Below are 21,976 nucleotides of genomic sequence, written 5' to 3'. Positions count from 1 at the left end.
GTACCGTCATTTTCAAGTGCCCCTCAAGAGAAGCCCTTTCATGTCCTCTGTGCCTGCAAGCACTGCCACACCGGCCCGTCCACTGACTCGCAACGACTACAAAACCCTGTCGCTGGCCGCCCTCGGCAGCGCGCTGGAATTTTACGATTTCATCATCTTCGTGTTTTTCGCGGCGGTGGTGGGCAAGCTGTTTTTCCCGCCGGACATGCCCGAATGGATGCGCCTGATCCAGACCTTCGGCATCTTCGCCGCCGGTTACCTGATCCGGCCGTTGGGCGGGATCGTGATGGCGCACTTCGGCGATCTGTTGGGCCGCAAAAAAATGTTCACCCTGAGCATTTTCCTGATGGCAGTGCCGACGCTGGCGATCGGCTTGCTGCCGACCTACGCGCAGATCGGCCTATGGGCGCCGCTGCTGTTGCTGCTGATGCGGATGATCCAGGGCGCGGCCATTGGCGGTGAAGTGCCGGGCTCCTGGGTGTTCGTCGCCGAGCATGTGCCGACCAAACGCATCGGTTATGCGGTGGGCGTGCTGACCGTAGGGCTGAACCTGGGGATTTTGCTCGGTTCGTTGATCGCCACTGCCATCAACGGTCTGTACACCCCGGAGCAAGTGGCTGATTACGCCTGGCGCATCCCGTTCCTGCTCGGCGGTGTGTTTGGCCTGCTGTCGGTGTACCTGCGGCGCTGGTTGCATGAGACGCCGGTATTCGCCCAGCTGCAGCAACGCAAGGCGCTGGCCAAGGAAGTGCCGCTGCGTTCGGTGTTGCGTGATCATCGCGAAGGCATCGTGCTGTCGATGCTGCTGACCTGGTTGCTGTCGGCCGGGGTCGTGGTGGTGATCCTGATGACCCCGGCCCTGCTGCAGGGGGTTTACCACTTCGCGCCCAAGGTCGCGTTGCAGGCCAACAGCCTGGCAATTGTCGTGATGAGCCTGGGTGTGGTGACCTCCGGCCTGTTGTGTGATCGCATCGGCGCCGGTCGCGTGCTGGTGTTCGGCTGCGCGGGCATGATGCTGTCGTGCTGGACGCTCTACACCAGCCTGGCCAGTCATCCCGAATGGCTGTTCCCGTTGTACGCCCTGACCGGGCTGTTTGTGGGTACGGTGGGCGCGGCGCCATTCGTGATGGTCAAGGCCTTCCCGGCACCGGTGCGTTTCAGCGGATTGTCGTTCTCCTACAACCTGGCCTACGCCGTGCTCGGCGGCCTGAGCCCGGTGTTTGTGTCGCTGCTCCTGAAGGAGAGCCCGATGGGCCCGGCGTATTACGTCGCGCTGGTGTGTGTGGTCGGCATGCTGGTCGGGGCGTACTTGTGGAAGCGCGGTCGATAGCGACTGGTCGGCAAAATCGACGGGCGCGGTGTGTGCTTTTCCGGGCGATTTGCTATCGTGCCCGACCGACGCTGGCGCTTGCCAGGGTCAAGCGCCCGTCGATCTGACAATAAGAGAAGCCTTGCCATGTCCTCCGTGCCCGCAAGCAGTGCGCCTACCTCGCGCCCGCTGACCCGCAACGACTACAAAACCCTGTCGCTGTCCGCCTTGGGCGGGGCGCTGGAGTTTTACGATTTCATCATTTTCGTGTTCTTCGCCACGGTCGTGGGGAAGCTGTTTTTCCCCGCCGACATGCCGGAATGGCTGCGCTTGATGCAAACGTTTGGCATCTTCGCCGCCGGTTACTTGGCACGGCCGCTGGGCGGCATTGTCATGGCGCACTTCGGCGACCTGCTGGGCCGCAAGAAAATGTTCACCCTCAGCATCTTTATGATGGCCGTGCCGACCCTGATCATGGGTCTGTTGCCGACGTACGAGCAGATCGGCCTGTGGGCGCCGATCCTGTTGCTGCTGATGCGTGTGATCCAGGGCGCGGCGATTGGCGGTGAAGTGCCAGGTGCCTGGGTGTTCGTCGCAGAACACGTACCGGCGCGGCACATCGGCTACGCCTGCGGCACCCTGACCAGCGGCCTTACTGCCGGCATCCTGCTGGGCTCTTTGGTGGCCACGGCTATCAACAGCATTTATACGCCTGTGGAAGTGGCCGATTACGCTTGGCGGATTCCGTTCCTGCTGGGCGGCGTGTTCGGGTTGTTCTCGGTCTACCTGCGGCGCTTGCTGCACGAAACCCCGGTATTCGCCGAGCTGCAACTGCGCAAGGCCCTGGCTGAAGAAGTGCCGTTGCGCGCGGTACTGCGCGACCACCGTGGCGCGATCGTGCTGTCGATGCTGCTGACCTGGTTGCTATCCGCCGGGATCGTGGTGCTGATCCTCATGACCCCGACCGTGTTGCAGACCGTTTACCACTTCTCGCCAACCACCGCGCTGCAATCCAACAGCGTGGCCATCGTGTTCCTGAGTATCGGTTGCGTGATCTCCGGCGTCCTGGCCGACCGCTTCGGCGCGGGCCGGGTGTTCGTGTTCGGTTGCGGCGCGCTGCTGGCCAGTTCCTGGACCTTCTACCACAGCCTTGCCGAACACCCGGACTGGCTCTTCCCGCTGTACGGCCTAACCGGTTTGCTGGTGGGCAGCATCGGCGCCGTGCCCTACGTGATGGTCAAAGCCTTCCCGCCGGTGGTGCGTTTCAGCGGCCTGTCGTTCTCCTACAACATGGCCTACGCGATCTTCGGCGGCCTGACCCCGATGGTCGTCAGCCTGCTGCTCAAGGAAAGCCCGATGGGCCCGGCGTACTACGTCGCCGCACTGTGCGGCATGGGCATGCTGATCGGGGCGTGGCTTTGGAGGCAGGGGCGCTGATTCCTGTGCCCAGTGAGTTTGATTACCCCTGCGCTCTCGAAAGGCCAGCCATCTAAGCGGATGATGGCCTTTCATCCAATTGTCATATTTCAGCCATAGAGTGTTCACACGGCCTGCCGATACTTGGCCCCGACTTAACACACCCTATCTGCTAGGAGTAAGGCATGAAACTGAAGCGTTTGATGGCGGCTATGACTTTTGTCGCTGCTGGCGTTGCGACTGCCAACGCGCTCGCCGCTGTTGACCCTGCTATCCCGAGCTACACCAAGACCACTGGTGTGTCGGGCAACTTGTCCAGCGTCGGTTCCGATACCCTGGCCAACCTCATGACCTTGTGGGCCGAGAACTACAAAAAGGAATACCCGAACGTCAACATCCAGATTCAGGCCGCTGGCTCCGCCACCGCGCCACCGGCGCTGACTGAAGGCACCTCGAACCTGGGCCCGATGAGCCGCAAGATGAAGGACACCGAACTGGCGGCCTTCGAACAGAAATACGGTTACAAGCCAACCGCTATCCCGGTCGCCGTGGATGCTCTGGCCGTGTTCGTGCACAAAGACAACCCGATTCAGCACCTGACCATGGAACAAGTCGACGCCGTGTTCTCGTCGACCCGTCTGTGCGGCGCCAAAGCCGATGTGAAAACCTGGGGTGACCTGGGCGTAACCGGTGACCTGGCCAACAAGCCAGTGCAACTGTTTGGTCGTAACTCGGTATCCGGCACCTACGGCTACTTTAAAGAAGAAGCCCTGTGCAAAGGCGACTACAAAGCCAACGTCAACGAGCAACCGGGCTCGGCGTCGGTGGTGCAGTCGATCAGCTCCTCGCTGAACGGCATCGGTTACTCGGGCATCGGTTACAAGACCGCCAGCGTGAAAACCGTGGCACTGGCCAAGAAGGGCGGCACTGAGTTCATTGAAGACACCGAAGAAAACGCCCTGAACGGCAAATACCCGCTGTCGCGTTTCCTCTACGTCTACGTCAACAAAGCCCCGAACAAGCCTCTGGCCCCGCTGGAGGCTGAGTTCGTGAAACTGGTGCTGTCCAAACAGGGCCAGGAAGTTGTAGTGAAGGACGGCTATATCCCGCTGCCAGCCAAGGTTGCTGCAAAAGCACTGGCTGACCTGGGTCTGCAAGAAGGCAGCTCGGTCGCCAAGCAGTAAGACCTGAGTCCGGGGGCGACCCCGGATTCCCGTGTGGGGCTTGCCCCGCACGACTAATTTTCAATCCGCTGCCGGTTCACGCCGTTGGCGGATTTGTTGCGTCACTGCACTGTCATCTTTCTGTCATACAGGATCGCTAGGGTGTGCGCATGAATGATCTGGCCAATTCCCCCATGACTACGACTTCTCCTCCCAAGCGCATTGATTTCAATACGCCTGAGCTGCAACGCAAGCGCCGAATCCGCGCGCTGAAAGACCGCCTGACCCGTTGGTACGTCCTTGTTGGCGGCCTCGCCGTGCTCGCCGCCATCACCCTGATCTTCTTCTTTCTTGCCTATGTCGTCGCCCCGTTGTTCCAGGGCGCAAGCCTGACCAGCGAAGACGCGATCACTCCGGCGTGGATGCAGGACGCCGGCAAGCCGCTGATGATTTCCCTGGAAGAACAGAACCAGGTCGCCATGCGGGTTTCCGACAAGGGCCAGGCGCTGTTCTTTAACATCGACAGCGGAGCCGAATTGCGCCGCGTCGACCTGCCGATCCCCGCCGGTACCACGGTCACCTCGATCGCCGAAGACCAGCCAGGCCATCCGCTGGTTGCGGTGGGTCTGTCCAATGGCCAGGCGCTGGTGTTCCGTCACACCTATAAAGTCAGCTACCCGGACGGCAAGAAAACCATCTCGCCCGCCGTTGAATACCCGTACGGCGAAGCACCGATTGCCCTGAACGAAGCGGGCGGTGCGCTGGAACATGTCAGCCTCAATGCCACCGACTCCACGCTGATGCTGGTGGGCTCCACCGGTTCGCAGCTGAATGTGATCTCGCTGACCAGCGAAGAAAACATGATGACCGGCGAAGTCACCAGCGAGCAGAAGCGCATCGACCTGCCGCAGATGACTGAGCCGGTGAAACACATCTTCGTCGACCCGCGCCAGCAATGGCTGTACGTGATCAACGGGCGCGCCCAGGCCGATGTGTTCAGCCTGCGCGACAAGAGCATGAACGGGCGCTACAAGTTGCTCGAAGACGGCACCACTGAAATCACCGCCGCCACGCAATTGGTCGGTGGTATCTCGCTGATCCTCGGCGATTCGAAGGGTGGCCTGGCGCAGTGGTTCATGGCCCGCGACCCGGATGGCGAGCAACGCCTGAAGCAGATTCGCACCTTCCAGATGGGCAAGACGCCGATCGTGGAAATCACCGCTGAAGAACGTCGTAAAGGCTTCCTTGCCCTGGACCGCGCCGGTCAGCTCGGCGTGTTCCACAGCACCGCGCACCGTACCTTGCTGGTGGATCAAGTGGTCGAAGGCCAGGGCATTTTCGGCCTGTCGCCGCGGGCCAACCGGGTGATCGTTGAGCACGATGGAAAGATCCAACCGCTGTTGCTGGATAACCCGCACCCGGAAGTCTCGTGGAGTGCCTTGTGGAGCAAAGTCTGGTACGAGAACTACGACGAGCCTAAATACGTCTGGCAATCGACCGCCGCCAACACCGACTTCGAACCGAAGCTGAGCCTCTCGCCGCTGACCTTCGGTACCTTGAAAGCCGCTTTCTACGCCATGTTGCTGGCGGCGCCGCTGGCCGTTGCCGCCGCGATCTACACCGCGTACTTCATGGCTCCGGGCATGCGCCGCAAGGTCAAGCCTGTGATCGAACTGATGGAAGCGATGCCGACGGTGATCCTCGGTTTCTTCGCCGGTCTGTTCCTCGCGCCGTATGTCGAAGGGCATTTGCCGGGCATCTTCAGCCTGCTGATGTTGTTGCCGATCGGCATTCTGATCGCCGGTTTCGCCTTCAGCCGCTTGCCTGAGTCGATTCGCCTGAAAGTGCCGGACGGCTGGGAAAGCGCGATCCTGATTCCGGTGATCCTGTTCGTCGGCTGGCTCTCGCTGTACATGAGCCCGTACCTGGAAACCTGGTTCTTCGGCGGCGACATGCGCATGTGGATCTCCCACGACCTGGGCATCACCTACGACCAACGCAACGCGCTGGTGGTCGGCCTGGCCATGGGCTTCGCGGTAATCCCGAACATCTACTCGATCGCCGAAGACGCCGTGTTCAGCGTGCCACGCGGCCTGACTCTGGGCTCGTTGGCCCTGGGCGCCACGCCGTGGCAGACCATGACCCGCGTGGTGATCCTTACCGCGAGCCCGGGGATTTTCTCGGCGCTGATGATCGGCATGGGCCGTGCCGTGGGGGAAACCATGATCGTGCTGATGGCCACCGGCAACACCCCGGTGATGGAGATGAACCTGTTCGAAGGCCTGCGCACCCTGGCGGCCAACGTCGCGGTGGAAATGCCCGAGTCGGAAGTCGGTGGCAGCCACTACCGCGTGCTGTTCCTGTCGGCGCTGGTGCTGCTGTTGTTCACCTTCGTCATGAACACCCTCGCGGAGCTGATTCGTCAGCGTCTGCGCAAGAAATACTCGTCGCTTTAAGAAAGGTAGAAGTCTGTGAAACAGAACTCCCTGAATGGATGGTTCAAGAGCGGCGCCCCGGGCGTCTGGATCAGCGGTGGCGCGGTGTCCATCGCGGTCATCATGACCATTGGCCTGCTGGCGGTGATTGCCGTGCGCGGTCTGGGCCACTTCTGGCCGGCCGACCTGGTGCACGCCAGCTACGACGTACCGGGCCAGGCCAACCACCTGGTGATCGGCGAGGTGGTGCAGAAAGAAGAAGTACCCCGTGCCCGTCTGAAAAGCGCCGGCCTGCCGGTGCCGGACGAAGGCCCGGAATTCATGACCCGCGAGCTGATCAAGGTCGGCAACCGCGACTTGAACGGCAACGACTTCACCTGGATCGTCGGCGAGTGGCTGACTAACCAGACTACGCCCCGTGAACTGATGACCATCGAACGTCGCGAGTGGGGCAATTTCTACGGCTACCTGGTCAACGTAAAGCAGGACGGCAAGGTGATCGCCGAGGGCGAAGCGGCCTGGCCGGAATTGCAGGCGCGGGTCGATCGGGTGAACGGCCTCGCGGCGCAGCTCAAGACCCTGGAGAAGGTCGACATCGGCGCGATCAACTCCGGCCTTGAGCGCATCCGCCTGCAAAGCCGCAGACTGGAACTCGACGGCAAGCTCGACGCCGCCGCGCAAGCGGACATGGAGTCCGAGCGCGCCGAGTTGAACGCCCGCTACAAGGATATCGAGGCGCGCCTGGCGGACCTGCACGCGCAGTTCAACCGCGACAGCCTGACCGCCCGCGATGCCAACGGCAAAGAAGTGGTGATCGACATCGGCAAGGTGGTACACGCCTTCCAGCCGAACGCCATGGGCACCTTCACCAAGATTGGTTTCTACCTCAGCAAGGTCTGGGAATTCCTCAGCGACGACCCCCGTGAAGCGAACACCGAAGGCGGGATCTTCCCGGCCATTTTCGGCACCGTGATGATGACGCTGATCATGGCGATGATCGTTACCCCGTTCGGCGTCCTGGCGGCGGTCTACCTGCGTGAATACGCCAAGCAGAACGCCTTGACCCGGATCATCCGCATCGCCGTGAACAACCTCGCGGGCGTTCCGGCGATCGTGTACGGCGTGTTCGGCCTGGGCTTCTTTGTGTATGTGCTGGGCGGTTCGGTGGATCGGCTGTTCTTCCCCGAAGCACTGCCGGCACCGACCTTCGGAACGCCTGGCCTGCTCTGGGCCTCGCTGACCCTGGCGCTGCTGGCGGTGCCGGTGGTGATCGTGGCCACTGAAGAAGGCTTGGCGCGGATTCCCCGCACCGTGCGCGAAGGCTCGCTGGCACTGGGCGCGACCAAAGCAGAGACGCTGTGGAAGATCGTGCTGCCGATGGCCAGCCCGGCGATGATGACCGGCATGATCCTCGCCGTGGCCCGCGCCGCCGGTGAAGTGGCGCCGCTGATGTTGGTGGGTGTGGTCAAACTGGCGCCGTCGCTGCCGCTGGACGGCAACTACCCGTACTTGCACCTGGACCAGAAGATCATGCACCTGGGCTTCCACATTTATGACGTCGGCTTCCAGAGCCCGAACGTCGAAGCCGCGCGACCGCTGGTGTACGCCACGGCGCTGCTGCTGGTGCTGGTGATCGCGACGTTGAACCTGTCGGCGGTGTACATCCGCAACCATCTGCGCGAGAAGTACAAGGCGCTGGATAGCTAAGGAGAGTCTTGTGGGAGCTGGCTTGCCAGCTCCCACAGGGATCGGCGTCAGCCACAGATTTTGAGTAAGCCATTGGCCATGCCAGTGGTTCATAGAACCGAATTTGTTAGCACAGGGAGCCTCCCATGCAGCACGAAACACCTACCCACGGCATCAACATGTCCGCCTTGGGCCGCGACAAGCAGAGCCTGAACCTCGATCAGGAAACCGTGGCCATTGAAGTGCCGGGCCTGAGCCTGTTCTACGGCGACAAACAAGCGCTGTTCGACGTCAGCATGAACATTCCAAAGCAGCGCGTGACCGCGTTCATCGGTCCGTCCGGCTGCGGCAAGTCCACGCTGTTGCGCACCTTCAACCGCATGAACGACCTGGTTGACGGCTGCCGTGTCGAAGGCGCGATCAACCTGTACGGCAACAACATCTACCGCAAAGGCGAGGACGTCGCCGAGCTGCGTCGTCGCGTCGGCATGGTGTTCCAGAAGCCCAACCCGTTCCCGAAAACCATCTACGAAAACGTGGTGTACGGCCTGCGCATCCAGGGCATCAACAAAAAGCGCGTTCTCGACGAAGCCGTTGAGTGGGCGTTGAAGGGCGCGGCGCTGTGGGACGAGGTCAAGGACCGTTTGCATGAATCGGCACTGGGCTTGTCCGGTGGCCAGCAGCAACGTCTGGTGATCGCCCGTACCATCGCTGTGGAGCCAGAAGTCCTGCTGCTCGACGAACCTTGCTCGGCACTCGACCCAATCTCCACACTGAAAGTCGAAGAGCTGATTTACGAACTGAAATCCAAGTTCACCATCGTCATCGTGACCCACAACATGCAACAGGCCGCGCGGGTTTCCGACTACACGGCGTTCATGTACATGGGCAAACTGGTGGAATTCGGCGACACCGATACGCTGTTTACCAATCCGGCGAAGAAGCAGACCGAAGACTACATCACCGGGCGCTACGGCTAGGAAGCTATTGCTGCTGACTGAACTGACGCTGCGGTTCACCGCACCTTACCGGACGCTCCAAGGACGCCAACATGATTAGTAAAGAAGGCCTTACCCACCACATCTCTGCACAGTTCAACGCCGAGCTTGAGGAAGTGCGCAGCCACCTCCTGGCGATGGGTGGGCTGGTGGAGAAGCAGGTCAACGACGCGGTGACCGCGCTGATCGAGGCCGACTCGGGCCTGGCCCAGCAAGTGCGCGAGATCGACGACCAGATCAACCAGATGGAACGCAACATCGATGAAGAGTGCCTGCGCATCCTGGCCCGTCGTCAGCCAGCGGCGTCCGACTTGCGCTTGATCATCAGCATTTCCAAATCGGTAATCGACCTTGAGCGCATCGGCGACGAAGCCACCAAAATCGCCCGTCGCGCCATCCAGTTGTGTGAAGAAGGCGAGGCGCCGCGCGGTTACGTCGAGGTGCGCCACATCGGCGACCAAGTGCGCAACATGGTCCGCGATGCGCTGGACGCGTTTGCCCGTTTTGACGCCGACCTGGCGTTGTCGGTGGCGCAGTACGACAAGATCATCGACCGCGAATACAAGACCGCGCTGCGTGAGCTGGCGACCTACATGATGGAGGACCCACGTTCGATCTCGCGGGTGTTGAGCATCATTTGGGTGCTGCGTTCGCTGGAGCGGATCGGTGACCACGCGCGCAATATTTCCGAACTGGTGATCTACCTGGTACGCGGCACCGACGTGCGGCACCTGGGCCTCAAACGCATGAAAGAAGAAGTTGAAGGCACCAGCGGCGAAAGCGCTAATGTTCCGGGCGAAGCTGACGATAAGTAAGATTGCCCGAGAAAAAACGCCCGGTCCTTTGGCCGGGCGTTTTTTTGCGCGGTGTTCAACTTTAAAAAGCAGCACCCGCGAACGAAAAGTCCCGGCGTGACTGAAGGTTTTTGGCAATGTGCCATTAGTAAGGCGGTATGCTTGCCGGGGTATTTTCGAGGGGTGGTGGATGAGCAAGATCAGTGTGTTGGTGGTGGACGATGCGGCATTCATTCGTGACCTGGTGAAGAAATGCCTGCGCAACTACTTTCCGGGGATTCGCACGGAAGACGCCATCAACGGCAAAAAGGCGCAGGCGATGCTGGCCAAGGAAGCGTTCGACCTGGTGCTCTGCGACTGGGAGATGCCGGAAATGTCCGGCCTGGAACTGCTGACCTGGTGCCGCCAGCAAGACGCTCTGAAAACCATGCCGTTCGTGATGGTCACCAGCCGTGGCGATAAAGAGAACGTGGTGCAGGCGATCCAGGCCGGCGTCTCTGGCTACGTCAGCAAGCCGTTCACCAACGAGCAACTGCTGACCAAGGTCAAGCAGGCGCTGAACAAGGTCGGCAAACTCGACACCTTGATGAACAGCGCACCGACCAAAATGAACACCGCGTTTGGCAACGACTCGCTGATCGCCCTCACTGGCGGCAAGGCTGAAGTGGTCAGCGCCCCTGCGCCCAACGCCTACTTGCAGAGCACTGCGCCCGCAGCCGCTGCCGCCCCGACCAAAGGCTTGCTCAACAGCCCGCCGGTCAAGGCCCCTGCGGCGCCAGCCGGCAGCGGTGGCGGTGGTCGCGGCCAGGGCCAATTGCGTCTGTCCAGTGGCAACCAGCTCTGCGTCATCAAGGCCCTGAGCCTCAAGGAAGCGCTGCTGGTGGTCAAACGCACCGACAACCTGCCGCAGATCCTCGACAGCGCCGTGCTCGATCTGGAGCAAGGCGAAAACGCCGAAGTCGCTCGCCTCAATGGCTACCTGCACGCCGTCGTCGCCCACGAGCCCAAGCCCGACAGTGACTGGCTGCAACTGACCTTCCGCTTCGTCGACCAGGACGCGCAGAAACTCGACTACATCTCCCGCCTGATTGCCCGTGGTACTGCACAGAAACACTTCATTCCAGGCGCGTAAGCGCTGCGTTGCCTCGGGCAACCTTCGCGAGCAGGCTCGCTCCCACCGGTTGAGGGGTGTCGGCACGACGGCGTGACCGAGCCGAAACCTTGTAGGGAGCGAGCCTGTTCGCGAAACGTCTATCAGACCCGCCGCCGATCTTGCGGCCAGACCAATTTGAAACATCTGCCGACTACCCAGGTCTCTTTCACCTGCTAGGCTGCTTCCAGGCCTTCTTTCGACAGAATTTTGCCCATGCTCGCGCGCCTGCTGTTTTTCTGTGGTCTTGTCATGGCCTCCACCACGGCTGTGGCCATGACGATTTACAAATCCACCAATGCCGATGGCGTGGTGTCGTACAGCGATCGTCCGAGCAAGGGCGCGCAGGTGTTCGTTTTCCGTGACCGGATGGAGGAGCATCTGGAGCGCCAGGTGTATCTCGACATCAAGAAGCAGAAAGGCCTGGACGTGGTGTACGTGCGCAATGACCTGTACGCGCCGGTGGAGGTGGAGTTGAGCTTCGCCGGGTTGAGCAACGTCAAGGGCGCGCCGGGGCAGCCGATCCGGCGGGTGCTGCCAGCGCGCAGCAACTCACGTCTGGCGCTGCTGACGGCGATTACAGGCGGCAAGCCGTTGGTGTACACCCCGAAGTTCGAATATTCACTGGGTGACCCGGCAGAGGCCGCACAGAGCTATCGCTATCCGTTGCCGTGGCGGGGCGGGCCGTTCCGCCTCAGCCAGGGCGCGAACGGCCAGTACAGCCACTACGGGCCGAAGAACCGCTATGCCATGGACATCGCCATGCCCGAGGGCACACCGATCATTGCGGCGCGGGGCGGGGTGGTGGTCAAGACCGAGAATGGACAGAACGGGCGCGGCAATGATCCGTCCGGCAATTTCGTGCGGGTGCTGCACGACGACGGCACGATGGGCGTTTACCTGCATTTGCAAAAGGGTTCGGTGAGCGTGCGGGAAGGCCAGCGGGTGGCGGTGGGCAGCCCGCTGGCGCTGTCAGGCAATACCGGCAACAGCAGCGGGCCGCACCTGCATTTCGTGGTGCAGCGCAATACTGGGTTGGGGCTGGTGTCGATTCCGTATCAGTTCGTGCAACCGATGGGCGTGCTGCCCAACTTTGCGTTGGGCAAGCAGTGAGCGCAATGGGTATCCAGAGCGACACTTCCAGGCTCTAAGCTTTTTTGTGGCGAGAGGGCTTGCCGCCGTTGGGCTGCGAAGCGGCCCCAAATCCATCAGTCCACTAAATCCTGACCTAGTGTATTCAGGGCGAGGGACGGCGTTGCCGTCCAACGGGGGCAAGCCCCCTCACCACAGCAGCCCACCACAAGAGCCCAATTACCACCGGTATTGTCGTTAATCGAGCATCAACACCTTGGCCAGAATGATCTTCGGACCTTTCATCTTCTTGATGATGATCCGCAGGCCCTCGACTTCCAGCACTTCTTCCTCTTCTGGCACGCGCTTGAGGGTTTCGTAGATCAGCCCGGCGAGGGTTTCCGCCTCGATGTGGTCGAGGTCGACACCCAGCAGGCGTTCGACCTTGAACAGCGGGGTGTCGCCGCGTACCAGCAACTTGCCCGGCTGATAGGCCAGGATGCCGCGCTCGGCCTTGCGGTGTTCGTCCTGGATATCGCCTACCAGCACTTCCAGCACGTCTTCCATGGTCAGGTATCCGATGATGTTGCCATCGGCTTCTTCGACGACGGCGAAGTGCGAGCCGCCCTTGCGGAACTGCTCCAGCAACTGCGACAGCGGCATGTGCCGGGAGATGCGCTCCAGCGGCCGGGTCAGCTCGGCCAGGTTGAACGACTCGGGAATGTGGTCCAGCGCTGCCAGTTCCAGCAGCAGATCCTTGATGTGCAACAGGCCGACGAACTCCTGGCGTTCGCTGTCGTACACCGGATAACGGCTGAACTTGTGGCGACGGAACATCGCCAGGATCTCCTTCAGCGGCGCGTTGAATTCCAGCGTCACCAGGTCTTCCCGGGAGTTGGCCCAGTCGACCACTTCCAGCTCGCCCATTTCCACGGCCGAGGCCAACACACGCATGCCTTGATCGCTCGGGTCCTGGCCACGGCTGGAGTGCAGGATCAGTTTCAGTTCTTCACGGCTGTAATGGTGTTCGTGGTGCGGGCCGGGCTCACCCTGGCCGGCGATGCGCAGAATCGCGTTGGCGCTGGCGTTAAGCAGGTAAATCGCCGGGTACATCGCCCAATAGAACAGGTACAGCGGCACGGCAGTCCACAGCGACAGCAGCTCGGGTTTGCGGATCGCCCAGGACTTGGGGGCCAGCTCGCCGACCACAATGTGCAGGTACGAAATCACGAAGAACGCCGCGAAGAACGACACGCCCTTGATCACTTCGGCCGACTGCACGCCGAGCGCTTCAAGCAGCGGCTCAAGGATGTGCGCGAACGCCGGCTCACCGACCCAGCCCAGGCCCAGCGAGGCGAGGGTGATACCCAGCTGGCAGGCGGACAGATAAGCGTCGAGCTGGCTGTGCACCGTGCGCAGGATGTGGCCGCGCCAGCCGTTTTGTTCGGCAATGGCTTCGACCCGGGTCGAGCGCAGTTTGACCATGGCAAATTCCGCCGCAACGAAGAATCCGTTGAGCAAAACCAGGATCAGTGCAAAAAGAATCATGCCGAAATCGGCGAAGAGTGTCGCGAGGGTCAAGCCAGGGGAAGGGTCCATGATGGAGTTTTGCGGGTTCCGTGTGATTCGAAATGAAGAAATGGGTGCCTGAAAGGCAGGCACAAGTCAGCCAATGTAGCGGCTGACCGGGCGATTGCCTAGTGGTGCGTGCTCGCCGGTATCAGCCGGCGGTGTCGGCGACGCGCATTTGGCTGACCTGGGCCGGGGCGAAATGGCAAGTGAAAGTGCTGCCGTGGCCGGGCACGCTGCTGATTTCCATGCGCGCGCGATGGCGCAGCAGCACATGTTTGACGATCGCCAGGCCCAGCCCGGTGCCACCGGTGTTGGAGTTGCGGCTGGAGTCGACGCGGTAGAAGCGCTCGGTCAGGCGCGGCAAGTGTTTGCTGTCGATGCCGATGCCGGAATCTTGCACGCTCAGGTGCGCACCCTGATCATCGCCCCACCAGCGAATGCGGATATTGCCTTCGGCCGGGGTGTATTTCACCGCATTGAATACCAAGTTGGAGAACGCGCTGCGCAATTCCGCTTCACTGCCCTTGAGCATGACTTTAGGGTCCGCCTCCAGACTGATGCGCTGATTGCGTGGGCCGGATAGCTGTTGCGCATCGCTCTTGATCGATTGCAGCAAGCTATCGATCGAGACCGGTTGATTGTCAGATGGATAATCAGTGGCTTCCAATTTCGCCAGCAACAGCAGGTCATTGAGCAGCGTCTGCATGCGCCCGCCTTGTTGCTGCATCTGCTCCAGCGCGCGAGTCCAGCGTGGGTTCACATCTTCGACGTTATCCAGCAAGGTCTCCAGGTAACCGCAAATCACCGTCAACGGCGTGCGCAATTCATGAGAGACGTTGGCGATGAAGTCTTTGCGCATTTGCTCAAGTTGATGAATACGGGTGACGTCGCGCACCAGCATCAAGTGTTCGTTGTTGCCGTAGCGGGTGATGTACAGCTGAATGCGTACGCGATCGTTGGTCGGCGAGGGGATTTCCAGCGGTTCGGCGTAATTGCCCTGCTCGAAGTATTCCTTGAAGCGCGGGTGGCGGACCAGGTTGGACACCGGTTGGCCGCTGTCTTGCGGGGTCTTGAGGCCGAGCAGGGTTTCAGCGGCGCGGTTCCACCACTCCAGGTTGCCATCGCTGTCGAGCATGATCACCGCGTCTTTCAGCGCGGCAGTGGACTCTTGGACCCGGTCGATCACCGCTTGCAGACGCCCTCGTACTCTTTGGTCGCGGCGCTGCAGGTGATAGATGCTGTCGAACACCTCGCCCCACAGGCCATATCCATCGGGCGGTGCTTCATCGGGTTTGTGCTGGCGCAGCCATTCGTGCAAGCGCAGCAGTTGCTTGAGGGTCCAGGCCAGGTACAGGCCCAGGCCAGCCGCCAGGCTCCAACCGTAATAACCGGTAATCAGACCGATCACCAGGCAGCCTGTCACCAGCAACAACATGTGACGGATCAGGGGGCCATACCAGTTTTGGTTCACTTGAACACGCGTCCTTGTCGGCTTGTCGGGCAGTGAAGGGCTGGATCAGGCCTTGGTGGAAAACCGGTAACCGGTGCCGCGCACCGTTTGTACCAGGCTTTCATAGGCATCACCGAGGGCTTTGCGCAGGCGACGGATGTGCACGTCGACCGTGCGCTCCTCGACATACACGTTGCCACCCCACACCTGATCAAGCAACTGGCCGCGGGTGTAGGCGCGTTCCTGGTGGGTCATGAAAAACTGCAACAGACGATATTCGGTCGGGCCCATCTCGGCCGGTTTGCCGTCGATGGTCACGCGGTGGCTGATCGGGTCCAGCAGCAGGCCGCCGACCTCGATTGGCGCTTCGCCGTCGGTCGGGCCGGCGCGACGCAGCACGGCTTTGAGGCGCGCGACCAGCTCGCGAGGGGAAAACGGCTTGGTGATGTAATCGTCAGCGCCCACTTCCAGGCCCTGGATCTTGTTGTCCTCTTCGCCCTTGGCGGTGAGCATGATGATCGGGATGTCCCCGGTCAGCTCATCACGCTTGAGGCGTCGGGCCAGTTCGATGCCGGAAGTGCCGGGCAGCATCCAGTCGAGCAGGATCAGGTCCGGCTTGCGGTCGACGATGATGGCGTGGGCCTGCTGGGAGTTCTCCGCCTCCAGGCAGTCATAGCCGGCCATTTCCAACGCAACGGCGATCATTTCACGAATGGGCGCTTCGTCGTCGACGATCAGAATGCTCCTGCCAACCATGCCTTAATCCTCTTGTCATTTAACTGTCTTGCGCCGCATTAGATAACGGAATTATTGCAGTCGTGTGACAGTATTTCTGATGCGGCGGTTGGCTAGAAGCTGGACTAAGCTTTAAATCCGAATCCTGACAACCACCCGAGAAGGTTTCCATGACTCAGTACACGCAATCCTTTAAGGCCCTTTTGTTGGCCGCTGCCCTGGCTTTACCCGGTATGGCTTTTGCCGCAGAACCGGCGATGGTCAACGATGGCATTCTGGTCGATCACAAGGGAATGACCCTGTACACCTACGATAAAGACTCTGGTGACAAATCGATGTGTAACGGTGGCTGTGCCGATAACTGGCCGCCACTGAAGGCCGAGGCCGGCGCCAAGGCTGAGGGCGACTGGACCATCGTCACTCGCGACGACGGCGTCAAGCAATGGGCGTACAACGGCAAGCCGGTGTACCTGTTCAAAAACGATAAATCGGCTGGAGACAAGACCGGTGATAAGAAGGGCGATGTCTGGCACGTGATTCCGGAATAACCACACCGCACTCCGGCCTGTCGCGCTTGAAGCCGCAGGCCGGGTTCAACGCAAAGCGTAATCCAGCACAATCCCCACGAAAATCGCCAACCCCGCCCAGTGGTTGTGCAAAAACGCCTTGAAGCAGCGCATGCGGTCCTTGCCACGGGTGTACCAGAACTCCCAGGCAAAACAGCCCGCCGCCGCGAGCAGGCCGAGATGGAACCAGCCGCCCAACTCGAACCGCGAACCCGCCAGCAACAGGCAACCCAACGCCAGGCATTGCAAGGTCAGGATGATCACCCGGTCCGCTTCGCCAAATAGAATTGCCGTGGATTTGACCCCGATGCGCAAATCGTCGTCGCGGTCGGTCATCGCGTAGTAAGTGTCGTAGCCCACGGTCCACAGCAGATTGGCGATATACAGCAACCACGCCGCGGCCGGCAGCTCACCGGTCTCGGCGGTGAAGGCCATCGGCATGCCCCACGAGAACGCCGCGCCGAGCACCACTTGCGGGTAATAGGTGTAGCGCTTCATGAATGGATAACTGCACGCCAGGGCCAGGCCACCCAATGACAGCCAGATAGTCGTGGCATTGGTGCACAGCACCAGCAGAAAGCTCACGCCCATCAGCACCGCGAAGAACACCAGCGCCTCTTTGGAGCTGATCTTGCCACTCACCAACGGCCGTTGTTCGGTGCGCTTCACGTGGCCGTCGACCTTGCGATCGGCCCAATCGTTGATCACGCAACCGCCGGCGCGGGTCAGCACCACGCCGAGGACGAAAATCACGATATTGGCCAGCGACGGCGAGCCTTTGCCGGCAATCCACAACGCCCAGAGTGTCGGCCACAGCAGCAGGTAAATGCCGATCGGCTTGTCCATGCGCGTCAACTGAATGAAGTCCCAAGCGCGCGGGTTCAAGCGGTTCAGGGACTTGAGCAGGCTCTGGTACATCAGCAGGTCTCCGGATGGGCGCGGGCGGCGCGCCACAGCGTCGGCAGGAAAATCTCCGCCACCAGTACGCTTAGGGCGCCACGGTCGAAGCGCGAGCGGCGGCCCCACAACTCGGGCTCGCGCGCCTCGCTAGGCAGCCAGTCTTGTGGATAGTGGCAAACCTCGATCGCCCGGCGCTGAAACGCCTGGTCGCAAAACAGTAACTCGCCCAGGGATCGGCTGCCCAATTCGTCCATGTGCAAGCCATCGCCCTGCAAGGCGCTGCGCGCGGCCACGCTGCGGGCAAATACCCACGGCTCGCCGTGGCCGCGCAAATACACCTCGCGCACCCAGCCTTCGCTGCCTTGCGCCAGGTCCAGCGCGGCGCACTCATCGGCGCGCAACGGCTGCCAGCCTTCGAACAGCGGCGTGACGCTAAAGCCGTCCTCCGACAAGCGCGTCAGGCGACGGGTCAGCGAGCCTTGGTCGAACAGCCAGTCAAGCGTCAGGGCATCGGGAGTCGGCGTCAGTTGGCCGAGGGATAGCCAGGCGGGAGCAAAAAACGGGGAATTAGAGTGCGGCACGGTGAGTCAGTATTGGCAGCAAATGAGGCGGCGAGCTTACCATGGTGACCGGGGAGTTTGCCGCCCGACCCTGCCGCCGCGCCGAACAGGCTTGCATCTGCTGCGAGGGGTCAGTACAAAACGCCCTGAGCCGCCGGGCAGCGCTTCACCCATCGACCCGGCGCGCCAGCCTTAGCCTGACTCTTGAGGAAGTACCGGAATGAAAAAGTGGCAATGTATTGTCTGCGGCCTGATCTACAACGAAGCCGATGGCTGGCCGGATGACGGCATTGCGCCGGGCACCAAGTGGGAAGACGTGCCCGAAGACTGGCTGTGCCCGGACTGCGGCGTGGGCAAAATGGATTTCGAAATGATCGAGATCAACTAAGGCATTTTTAAGGAGTAGGGCATGAACGCACCTGTCGTGATCGTCGGCACTGGCCTGGCGGGTTACAACCTGGCCCGGGAGTTTCGCAAACTCGATAGCGAAACACCGCTGCTGCTGATCACCGCTGACGACGGGCGCTCCTACTCCAAGCCAATGCTGTCCACCGGGTTCGGCAAAAACAAAGACGCCGACGGCCTGAGCATGGCCGAGCCTGGCGCCATGGCCGAGCAACTCAAGGCTGAAGTCCGCACCCACACCCGCATCAGCGGCATTGACCCCGGCCACAAGCGTTTGTGGATCGGCGAAGAAGCGGTGAGCTATCGCGACCTGATCCTGGCGTGGGGCGCGGAAACCGTGCGCGTGCCCATCAAGGGTGACGCGGCGGAGCTGGTGTTCCCGATCAACGACCTCGAAGACTACGCACGCTTTCGCCTCGCGGCCGCGGGCAAACGTCGGGTGTTGCTGCTCGGTGTCGGCCTGATCGGTTGCGAGTTCGCCAATGACCTGAGCCTCGGCGGTTTCGAGGTGCAATTGGTCGCGCCGTGCGAGCAAGTGATGCCGACGTTATTGCACCCGGCCGCCGCCGCTGCGGTGCAGGCCGGCCTCGAAAGCCTCGGCGCACGCTTCCACCTCGGCCCGGTGCTCACGCGCTTGCAACGCGTGGCTGATGGCCTCGAGGCACATTTGTCCGACGGCCAGGTCATTGCGTGTGACGTAGTGGTCTCCGCCATCGGTTTGCGCCCGCGCATCGACCTTGCGGCCGCCGCCGGCCTGCAGGTCAATCGCGGCGTGATGGTCGACCGCCACCTGAAAACCTCCCACGTCAATATCTACGCCCTGGGCGACTGCGCCGAGGTCGATGGGTTGAATTTGCTGTACGTGATGCCGCTGATGACCTGTGCGAGGGCGCTGGCGCAAACCCTCGCCGGCAACCCGACGGCCGTCAGCTATGGCCCGATGCCGGTCACCGTGAAAACTCCGGTCTGCCCGTTGGTGGTGTCGCCACCACCACGGGGTACTGAAGGCGTCTGGAGCGTCGAAGGGCAGGGCGCCGACATCAAGGCCCTGTGCCGCGACGCCAACGGTAACCTGCTGGGTTATGCGCTCACCGGCACGGCGGTCATGGAAAAACTCGCGCTGAACAAACAACTTCCGGCGTTGCTGGCGTAAATACTGGACGTTCTGTCGGAATCACCCCGCTTTTGACCCTACAAAGATCGCGGGAAGACTGGCGCCGCCCTTGAGCGCGTGCCATCCTCACTCCCGTCTGCCGCAGAGTAGAGCACCTGCGGCGCTTTGGGCGCTGTCCAGATAAGGACAGCACGGACATAACAACAAAAAACCGTCAAAGGGGCTTCACTAATGCGTAAACCAGAACTCGCCGCCGCCATCGCTGAAAAAGCAGACCTGACCAAAGAGCAGGCCAACCGTGTCCTCAACGCCGTTCTCGAAGAAATCACCGGCGCCTTGCACCGCAAGGACAGCGTCACGCTGGTCGGCTTTGGCACCTTCCTGCAACGCCACCGCGGCGCCCGCACCGGCAAAAACCCGCAAACCGGTGAGCCTGTGAAAATCAAGGCCAGCAACACCGTCGCGTTCAAGCCAGGCAAATCCTTGAAAGACAGCGTTAATCCGTAATTGCGGTCGACTTCCTGAAGTGCAGGGAGTTGCGGATTGAAAAATGGGCACACCGATTTGGTCGGGTGCCCATTTTTTTCGTTCAATGACTCAGTAATAACGATCGCCTGCTGTGCAAACTCTCCGTTATAAATTGCCATCAAAGTACTGGCAGACTTTTTATTATTTCTCGCTCGCCGCGCTCCAGTTAATTAATGCCTGCCGTATTTCGGATTATTCCTACAGTTATCGGCTGACATTGTTGGCATGCTTCACCACATCCCAAACGTCAACGGGCCAAGGGTATGCAAAGGTTTCGTCAGGGGCTCGGACTCCAGCTATTAGGGGGGTAGGCGCCTGAGATTTCGCGATTTTCATGTCCGTCAAATTGCGGGTTGGCATATAGGGAAAGATCCTACAAATATTAAAGAAAAGTCATCTCGTTGTTTCATCGAATGTTTGCTAGTGGCCTCCGTCGCCAATGCGATCGCCCGTTTTAAGCGCACTGAATTCGATGGATGAGTATTTTCCACGATGCTTTTCCATGGTTATGCGCTTCTGGGTGCGTGACAGAAAAAGTTAAATAAAGGCCAGGGATGTCCTACTCAAACAAACTATCCGCTCATTATCTTGAACTCGCTAAAACACCTATTTCCGAACAGAGTTTTGCGGGCGAGGACGTGCGTTTTTCGGGCGAATATGAGGCGCTGGAAAGCGAGCTGGGCAAGGCGCAATCCATGCATGCGAGTGGTCAGATCGACTGGCTGACGATCCGTGACGACAGCGAGCACCTGTTGCGCAACCAATCCAAGGATTTGCGCGTCGGTGCCTGGCTGGCCTGGGCTTTGTATCAGCGTGAGTCTTTCCAGGGGCTGCTCGCCGGCGTTGGCCTGTTGCACCACTTGTGTGAACACCACTGGGCCGCGTTGCACCCGAGCAAGCCTCGCACCCGCGCCGCCGCCATCGGCTGGCTGGTGCCGCGCCTGGAGCAAGTGCTCAGCGAAACCATCGCGATCAAGGAGCAATTGCCGCTGTTCCGCCGCCTGGTCGAACACCTTGAAGGCCTCGACGCTGCCTGCACCCGGTACTTGGGCGATGACGCACCGTTGTTGCTGCCGATCTGCCGGCGTCTGCGCAGTCTGGTCCAACGTGCCGCCGACCATCAGCCGGAGCCTGGCGTGGTGAGTGCGGCGGTGGCACAAGTCAAGCAAGCGGCCACGCAACTGTTCACCCCCGGCGCACCAATCGATAACGAAAAAGAAGCTCACAAGGCATTGCGTGCCCAGCAAGACAGCGCGCGGCCATTGTGTGCCTGGTGGCTCAAACAGAATGCGACTGACCTGCGCGCGCTGCGCCTCAACCGCACCTTGTTGTGGTTGCCGATAGACGCCGTGCCGGAGCGCAACGCCGAGCAGATCACCGCGTTGCGCAGCCTGCCGGCCGACAAGCTCAAGGCGTACCAGGACAGTTTTGACCAAGGGAAATACGCCGACCTGCTGGTGGAACTGGAGGCGAGCCTGGCGAAGGCGCCGTTCTGGTTCGATGGCCAGCGGCGGGTCTGGGAGTGCCTGCAACACCTTAACGCCGAACTCGCCATGCGCGAGGTGGAAATCCACTTCGCGCTGCTGATTCAGCGGCTGCCCGGGATCATCGAATTGCGTTACCACGATGGCGTGCCGTTCGCCGACCCGGCCACCCGCGCGTGGATCAGCGCCAGCGTCATGCCGCATCTGCAAAGCGCCAGCGCGCCGCGCAAGGTTGAAGCGCTCGACGGCCTGCCCGCCTGGGAACTGGCTCTTGAAGAGGTCATGCCAATTTTGCGCAAGGACGGCCTCAAGGCTGCTGTGCAGATCCTCAAGCAGGGCTTGGACACCGCCCAGGGGGGGCGTGCGCGATTCTTCTGGCAGTTCGCCCTCGCGCAGCTGTGCTTCACGGCCGGGAAATACGAACTGGCCAAGACCCAACTCGACACCCTCGACCAGGCCTTACAGGACTCCGGCCTGCACGCGTGGGAGCCGGATCTTGCGCTGCAAGTGCTGCATTTGCTGCACAGCTGCTGCGAGTTGCTGCCGCAGAACCATGCTGTCAGAGAACGCAAAGAACAGATTTATCGCAGGCTGTGCCACCTCGATCTTGAAGTGGTACTCGAATAGGCCCCCGGGCCAC

Annotated in this window: 19 protein-coding genes; 14 read left to right on the top strand and 5 right to left on the bottom strand. The window is 61.1% G+C overall.

Annotated features, from left to right (window positions below; translation table 11 throughout):
• The first annotated feature begins 40 nt into the window (after positions 1–40).
• The 9 genes from RG836_RS06530 (at position 41) to RG836_RS06490 (ending at position 12,064) form a co-directional block, all read left to right on the top strand.
• Complete coding sequence (locus tag RG836_RS06530; protein ID WP_310844200.1) at positions 41–1,330, top strand: MFS transporter; 1,290 nt, start codon at positions 41–43, stop codon at positions 1,328–1,330.
• Between the two features lie 126 nt (positions 1,331–1,456).
• On the top strand, positions 1,457–2,746 hold the full coding sequence (locus tag RG836_RS06525; RefSeq protein WP_310844198.1) for an MFS transporter: 1,290 nt from the start codon (positions 1,457–1,459) through the stop codon (positions 2,744–2,746).
• 164 nt (positions 2,747–2,910) lie between these two features.
• Positions 2,911–3,909, top strand: a complete 999-nt coding sequence (locus RG836_RS06520; protein ID WP_310844196.1) for a phosphate ABC transporter substrate-binding protein PstS — start codon at positions 2,911–2,913, stop codon at positions 3,907–3,909.
• Positions 3,910–4,058: 149 nt separating this feature from the next.
• Positions 4,059–6,344: an ABC transporter permease subunit gene (locus RG836_RS06515; RefSeq protein WP_310844194.1), complete on the top strand. Its 2,286-nt coding sequence runs from the start codon at positions 4,059–4,061 to the stop codon at positions 6,342–6,344.
• Between the two features lie 15 nt (positions 6,345–6,359).
• Positions 6,360–8,030 carry a phosphate ABC transporter permease PstA gene (gene pstA / locus RG836_RS06510; RefSeq protein WP_310844192.1) on the top strand — a complete coding sequence of 557 codons (1,671 nt, stop codon included), beginning with the start codon at positions 6,360–6,362 and terminating at the stop codon, positions 8,028–8,030.
• Positions 8,031–8,155: 125 nt separating this feature from the next.
• Positions 8,156–8,989, top strand: a complete 834-nt coding sequence (gene pstB, locus RG836_RS06505; protein ID WP_310844190.1) for a phosphate ABC transporter ATP-binding protein PstB — start codon at positions 8,156–8,158, stop codon at positions 8,987–8,989.
• Between the two features lie 71 nt (positions 8,990–9,060).
• Positions 9,061–9,822 carry a phosphate signaling complex protein PhoU gene (phoU, locus tag RG836_RS06500; protein ID WP_310844189.1) on the top strand — a complete coding sequence of 254 codons (762 nt, stop codon included), beginning with the start codon at positions 9,061–9,063 and terminating at the stop codon, positions 9,820–9,822.
• Positions 9,823–9,991: 169 nt separating this feature from the next.
• Positions 9,992–10,933: a response regulator gene (locus tag RG836_RS06495; protein ID WP_310844188.1), complete on the top strand. Its 942-nt coding sequence runs from the start codon at positions 9,992–9,994 to the stop codon at positions 10,931–10,933.
• A 234-nt stretch (positions 10,934–11,167) separates the two neighbouring features.
• A complete protein-coding gene (locus RG836_RS06490; protein WP_310844186.1) occupies positions 11,168–12,064 on the top strand; it encodes a peptidoglycan DD-metalloendopeptidase family protein in 897 nt (298 codons plus the stop codon).
• Positions 12,065–12,280: 216 nt separating this feature from the next.
• Here the strand turns inward: RG836_RS06490 and RG836_RS06485 are convergent, their stop codons facing one another.
• From RG836_RS06485 to phoB, 3 genes are all read right to left on the bottom strand, one after another.
• Positions 12,281–13,621 carry a hemolysin family protein gene (locus RG836_RS06485; protein ID WP_310844184.1) on the bottom strand — a complete coding sequence of 447 codons (1,341 nt, stop codon included), beginning with the start codon at positions 13,619–13,621 and terminating at the stop codon, positions 12,281–12,283.
• Between the two features lie 121 nt (positions 13,622–13,742).
• Positions 13,743–15,029 (bottom strand): phosphate regulon sensor histidine kinase PhoR, encoded by a 1,287-nt coding sequence (gene phoR / locus RG836_RS06480; protein WP_310844448.1) that lies wholly within the window; start codon positions 15,027–15,029, stop codon positions 13,743–13,745.
• An 81-nt stretch (positions 15,030–15,110) separates the two neighbouring features.
• Positions 15,111–15,800 (bottom strand): phosphate regulon transcriptional regulator PhoB, encoded by a 690-nt coding sequence (gene phoB, locus RG836_RS06475; RefSeq protein WP_310844182.1) that lies wholly within the window; start codon positions 15,798–15,800, stop codon positions 15,111–15,113.
• A gap of 149 nt (positions 15,801–15,949) precedes the next feature.
• On the opposite strand from phoB, the gene RG836_RS06470 reads away from it, so the two are divergent.
• A complete protein-coding gene (locus tag RG836_RS06470; protein WP_310844180.1) occupies positions 15,950–16,327 on the top strand; it encodes a COG4315 family predicted lipoprotein in 378 nt (125 codons plus the stop codon).
• A gap of 45 nt (positions 16,328–16,372) precedes the next feature.
• On the opposite strand, the gene ubiA is transcribed toward RG836_RS06470, so the two are convergent.
• Together ubiA and RG836_RS06460 are read right to left on the bottom strand one after the other, a co-directional pair.
• Complete coding sequence (gene ubiA / locus RG836_RS06465) at positions 16,373–17,263, bottom strand: 4-hydroxybenzoate octaprenyltransferase (RefSeq protein WP_310844179.1); 891 nt, start codon at positions 17,261–17,263, stop codon at positions 16,373–16,375.
• The gene (locus tag RG836_RS06460) at positions 17,263–17,826 is read right to left on the bottom strand and encodes a chorismate--pyruvate lyase family protein (protein ID WP_310844177.1); all 564 of its coding nucleotides are present in this window, start codon (positions 17,824–17,826) and stop codon (positions 17,263–17,265) included. Before RG836_RS06460 ends, ubiA begins: the two co-directional genes overlap by 1 nt.
• A gap of 199 nt (positions 17,827–18,025) precedes the next feature.
• Here RG836_RS06460 and RG836_RS06455 point away from each other — a divergent pair, with 199 nt between their 5' ends.
• The 4 genes from RG836_RS06455 (at position 18,026) to tssA (ending at position 21,963) form a co-directional block, all read left to right on the top strand.
• Positions 18,026–18,193, top strand: a complete 168-nt coding sequence (locus tag RG836_RS06455; protein ID WP_038997996.1) for a rubredoxin — start codon at positions 18,026–18,028, stop codon at positions 18,191–18,193.
• Positions 18,194–18,214: 21 nt separating this feature from the next.
• Positions 18,215–19,363, top strand: coding sequence for an NAD(P)/FAD-dependent oxidoreductase (locus RG836_RS06450; protein ID WP_310844175.1), 1,149 nt, complete (start codon positions 18,215–18,217; stop codon positions 19,361–19,363).
• Positions 19,364–19,555: 192 nt separating this feature from the next.
• A complete protein-coding gene (locus tag RG836_RS06445) occupies positions 19,556–19,831 on the top strand; it encodes an HU family DNA-binding protein (protein WP_003213368.1) in 276 nt (91 codons plus the stop codon).
• A gap of 575 nt (positions 19,832–20,406) precedes the next feature.
• Positions 20,407–21,963, top strand: a complete 1,557-nt coding sequence (gene tssA / locus RG836_RS06440) for a type VI secretion system protein TssA (protein ID WP_310844173.1) — start codon at positions 20,407–20,409, stop codon at positions 21,961–21,963.
• The last annotated feature ends 13 nt before the right edge of the window (positions 21,964–21,976 follow it).

It is taken from the genome of Pseudomonas rhizozeae, from assembly GCF_031583775.1.
Lineage (GTDB): Bacteria > Pseudomonadota > Gammaproteobacteria > Pseudomonadales > Pseudomonadaceae > Aquipseudomonas.
Note: the sequence above shows the minus strand (reverse complement) of the source record. Positions and strands in the feature narration are given on the sequence as shown.

What these genes read in the sequence shown, in the direction of transcription:
- RG836_RS06455 (WP_038997996.1), top strand. Translation starts at nt 18,026, where the DNA reads ATGAAAAAGTGGCAATGTATTGTCTGCGGCCTGATCTACAACGAAGCC.
- RG836_RS06495 (WP_310844188.1), top strand. Translation starts at nt 9,992, where the DNA reads ATGAGCAAGATCAGTGTGTTGGTGGTGGACGATGCGGCATTCATTCGT.
- RG836_RS06525 (WP_310844198.1), top strand. Translation starts at nt 1,457, where the DNA reads ATGTCCTCCGTGCCCGCAAGCAGTGCGCCTACCTCGCGCCCGCTGACC.
- pstB (WP_310844190.1), top strand. Translation starts at nt 8,156, where the DNA reads ATGCAGCACGAAACACCTACCCACGGCATCAACATGTCCGCCTTGGGC.
- RG836_RS06485 (WP_310844184.1), bottom strand. Translation starts at nt 13,621, where the DNA reads ATGGACCCTTCCCCTGGCTTGACCCTCGCGACACTCTTCGCCGATTTC.
- RG836_RS06445 (WP_003213368.1), top strand. Translation starts at nt 19,556, where the DNA reads ATGCGTAAACCAGAACTCGCCGCCGCCATCGCTGAAAAAGCAGACCTG.
- RG836_RS06530 (WP_310844200.1), top strand. Translation starts at nt 41, where the DNA reads ATGTCCTCTGTGCCTGCAAGCACTGCCACACCGGCCCGTCCACTGACT.
- tssA (WP_310844173.1), top strand. Translation starts at nt 20,407, where the DNA reads ATGTCCTACTCAAACAAACTATCCGCTCATTATCTTGAACTCGCTAAA.
- RG836_RS06470 (WP_310844180.1), top strand. Translation starts at nt 15,950, where the DNA reads ATGACTCAGTACACGCAATCCTTTAAGGCCCTTTTGTTGGCCGCTGCC.
- phoU (WP_310844189.1), top strand. Translation starts at nt 9,061, where the DNA reads ATGATTAGTAAAGAAGGCCTTACCCACCACATCTCTGCACAGTTCAAC.
- phoR (WP_310844448.1), bottom strand. Translation starts at nt 15,029, where the DNA reads ATGTTGTTGCTGGTGACAGGCTGCCTGGTGATCGGTCTGATTACCGGT.
- phoB (WP_310844182.1), bottom strand. Translation starts at nt 15,800, where the DNA reads ATGGTTGGCAGGAGCATTCTGATCGTCGACGACGAAGCGCCCATTCGT.
- RG836_RS06515 (WP_310844194.1), top strand. Translation starts at nt 4,059, where the DNA reads ATGAATGATCTGGCCAATTCCCCCATGACTACGACTTCTCCTCCCAAG.
- RG836_RS06520 (WP_310844196.1), top strand. Translation starts at nt 2,911, where the DNA reads ATGAAACTGAAGCGTTTGATGGCGGCTATGACTTTTGTCGCTGCTGGC.
- RG836_RS06450 (WP_310844175.1), top strand. Translation starts at nt 18,215, where the DNA reads ATGAACGCACCTGTCGTGATCGTCGGCACTGGCCTGGCGGGTTACAAC.
- RG836_RS06490 (WP_310844186.1), top strand. Translation starts at nt 11,168, where the DNA reads ATGCTCGCGCGCCTGCTGTTTTTCTGTGGTCTTGTCATGGCCTCCACC.
- ubiA (WP_310844179.1), bottom strand. Translation starts at nt 17,263, where the DNA reads ATGTACCAGAGCCTGCTCAAGTCCCTGAACCGCTTGAACCCGCGCGCT.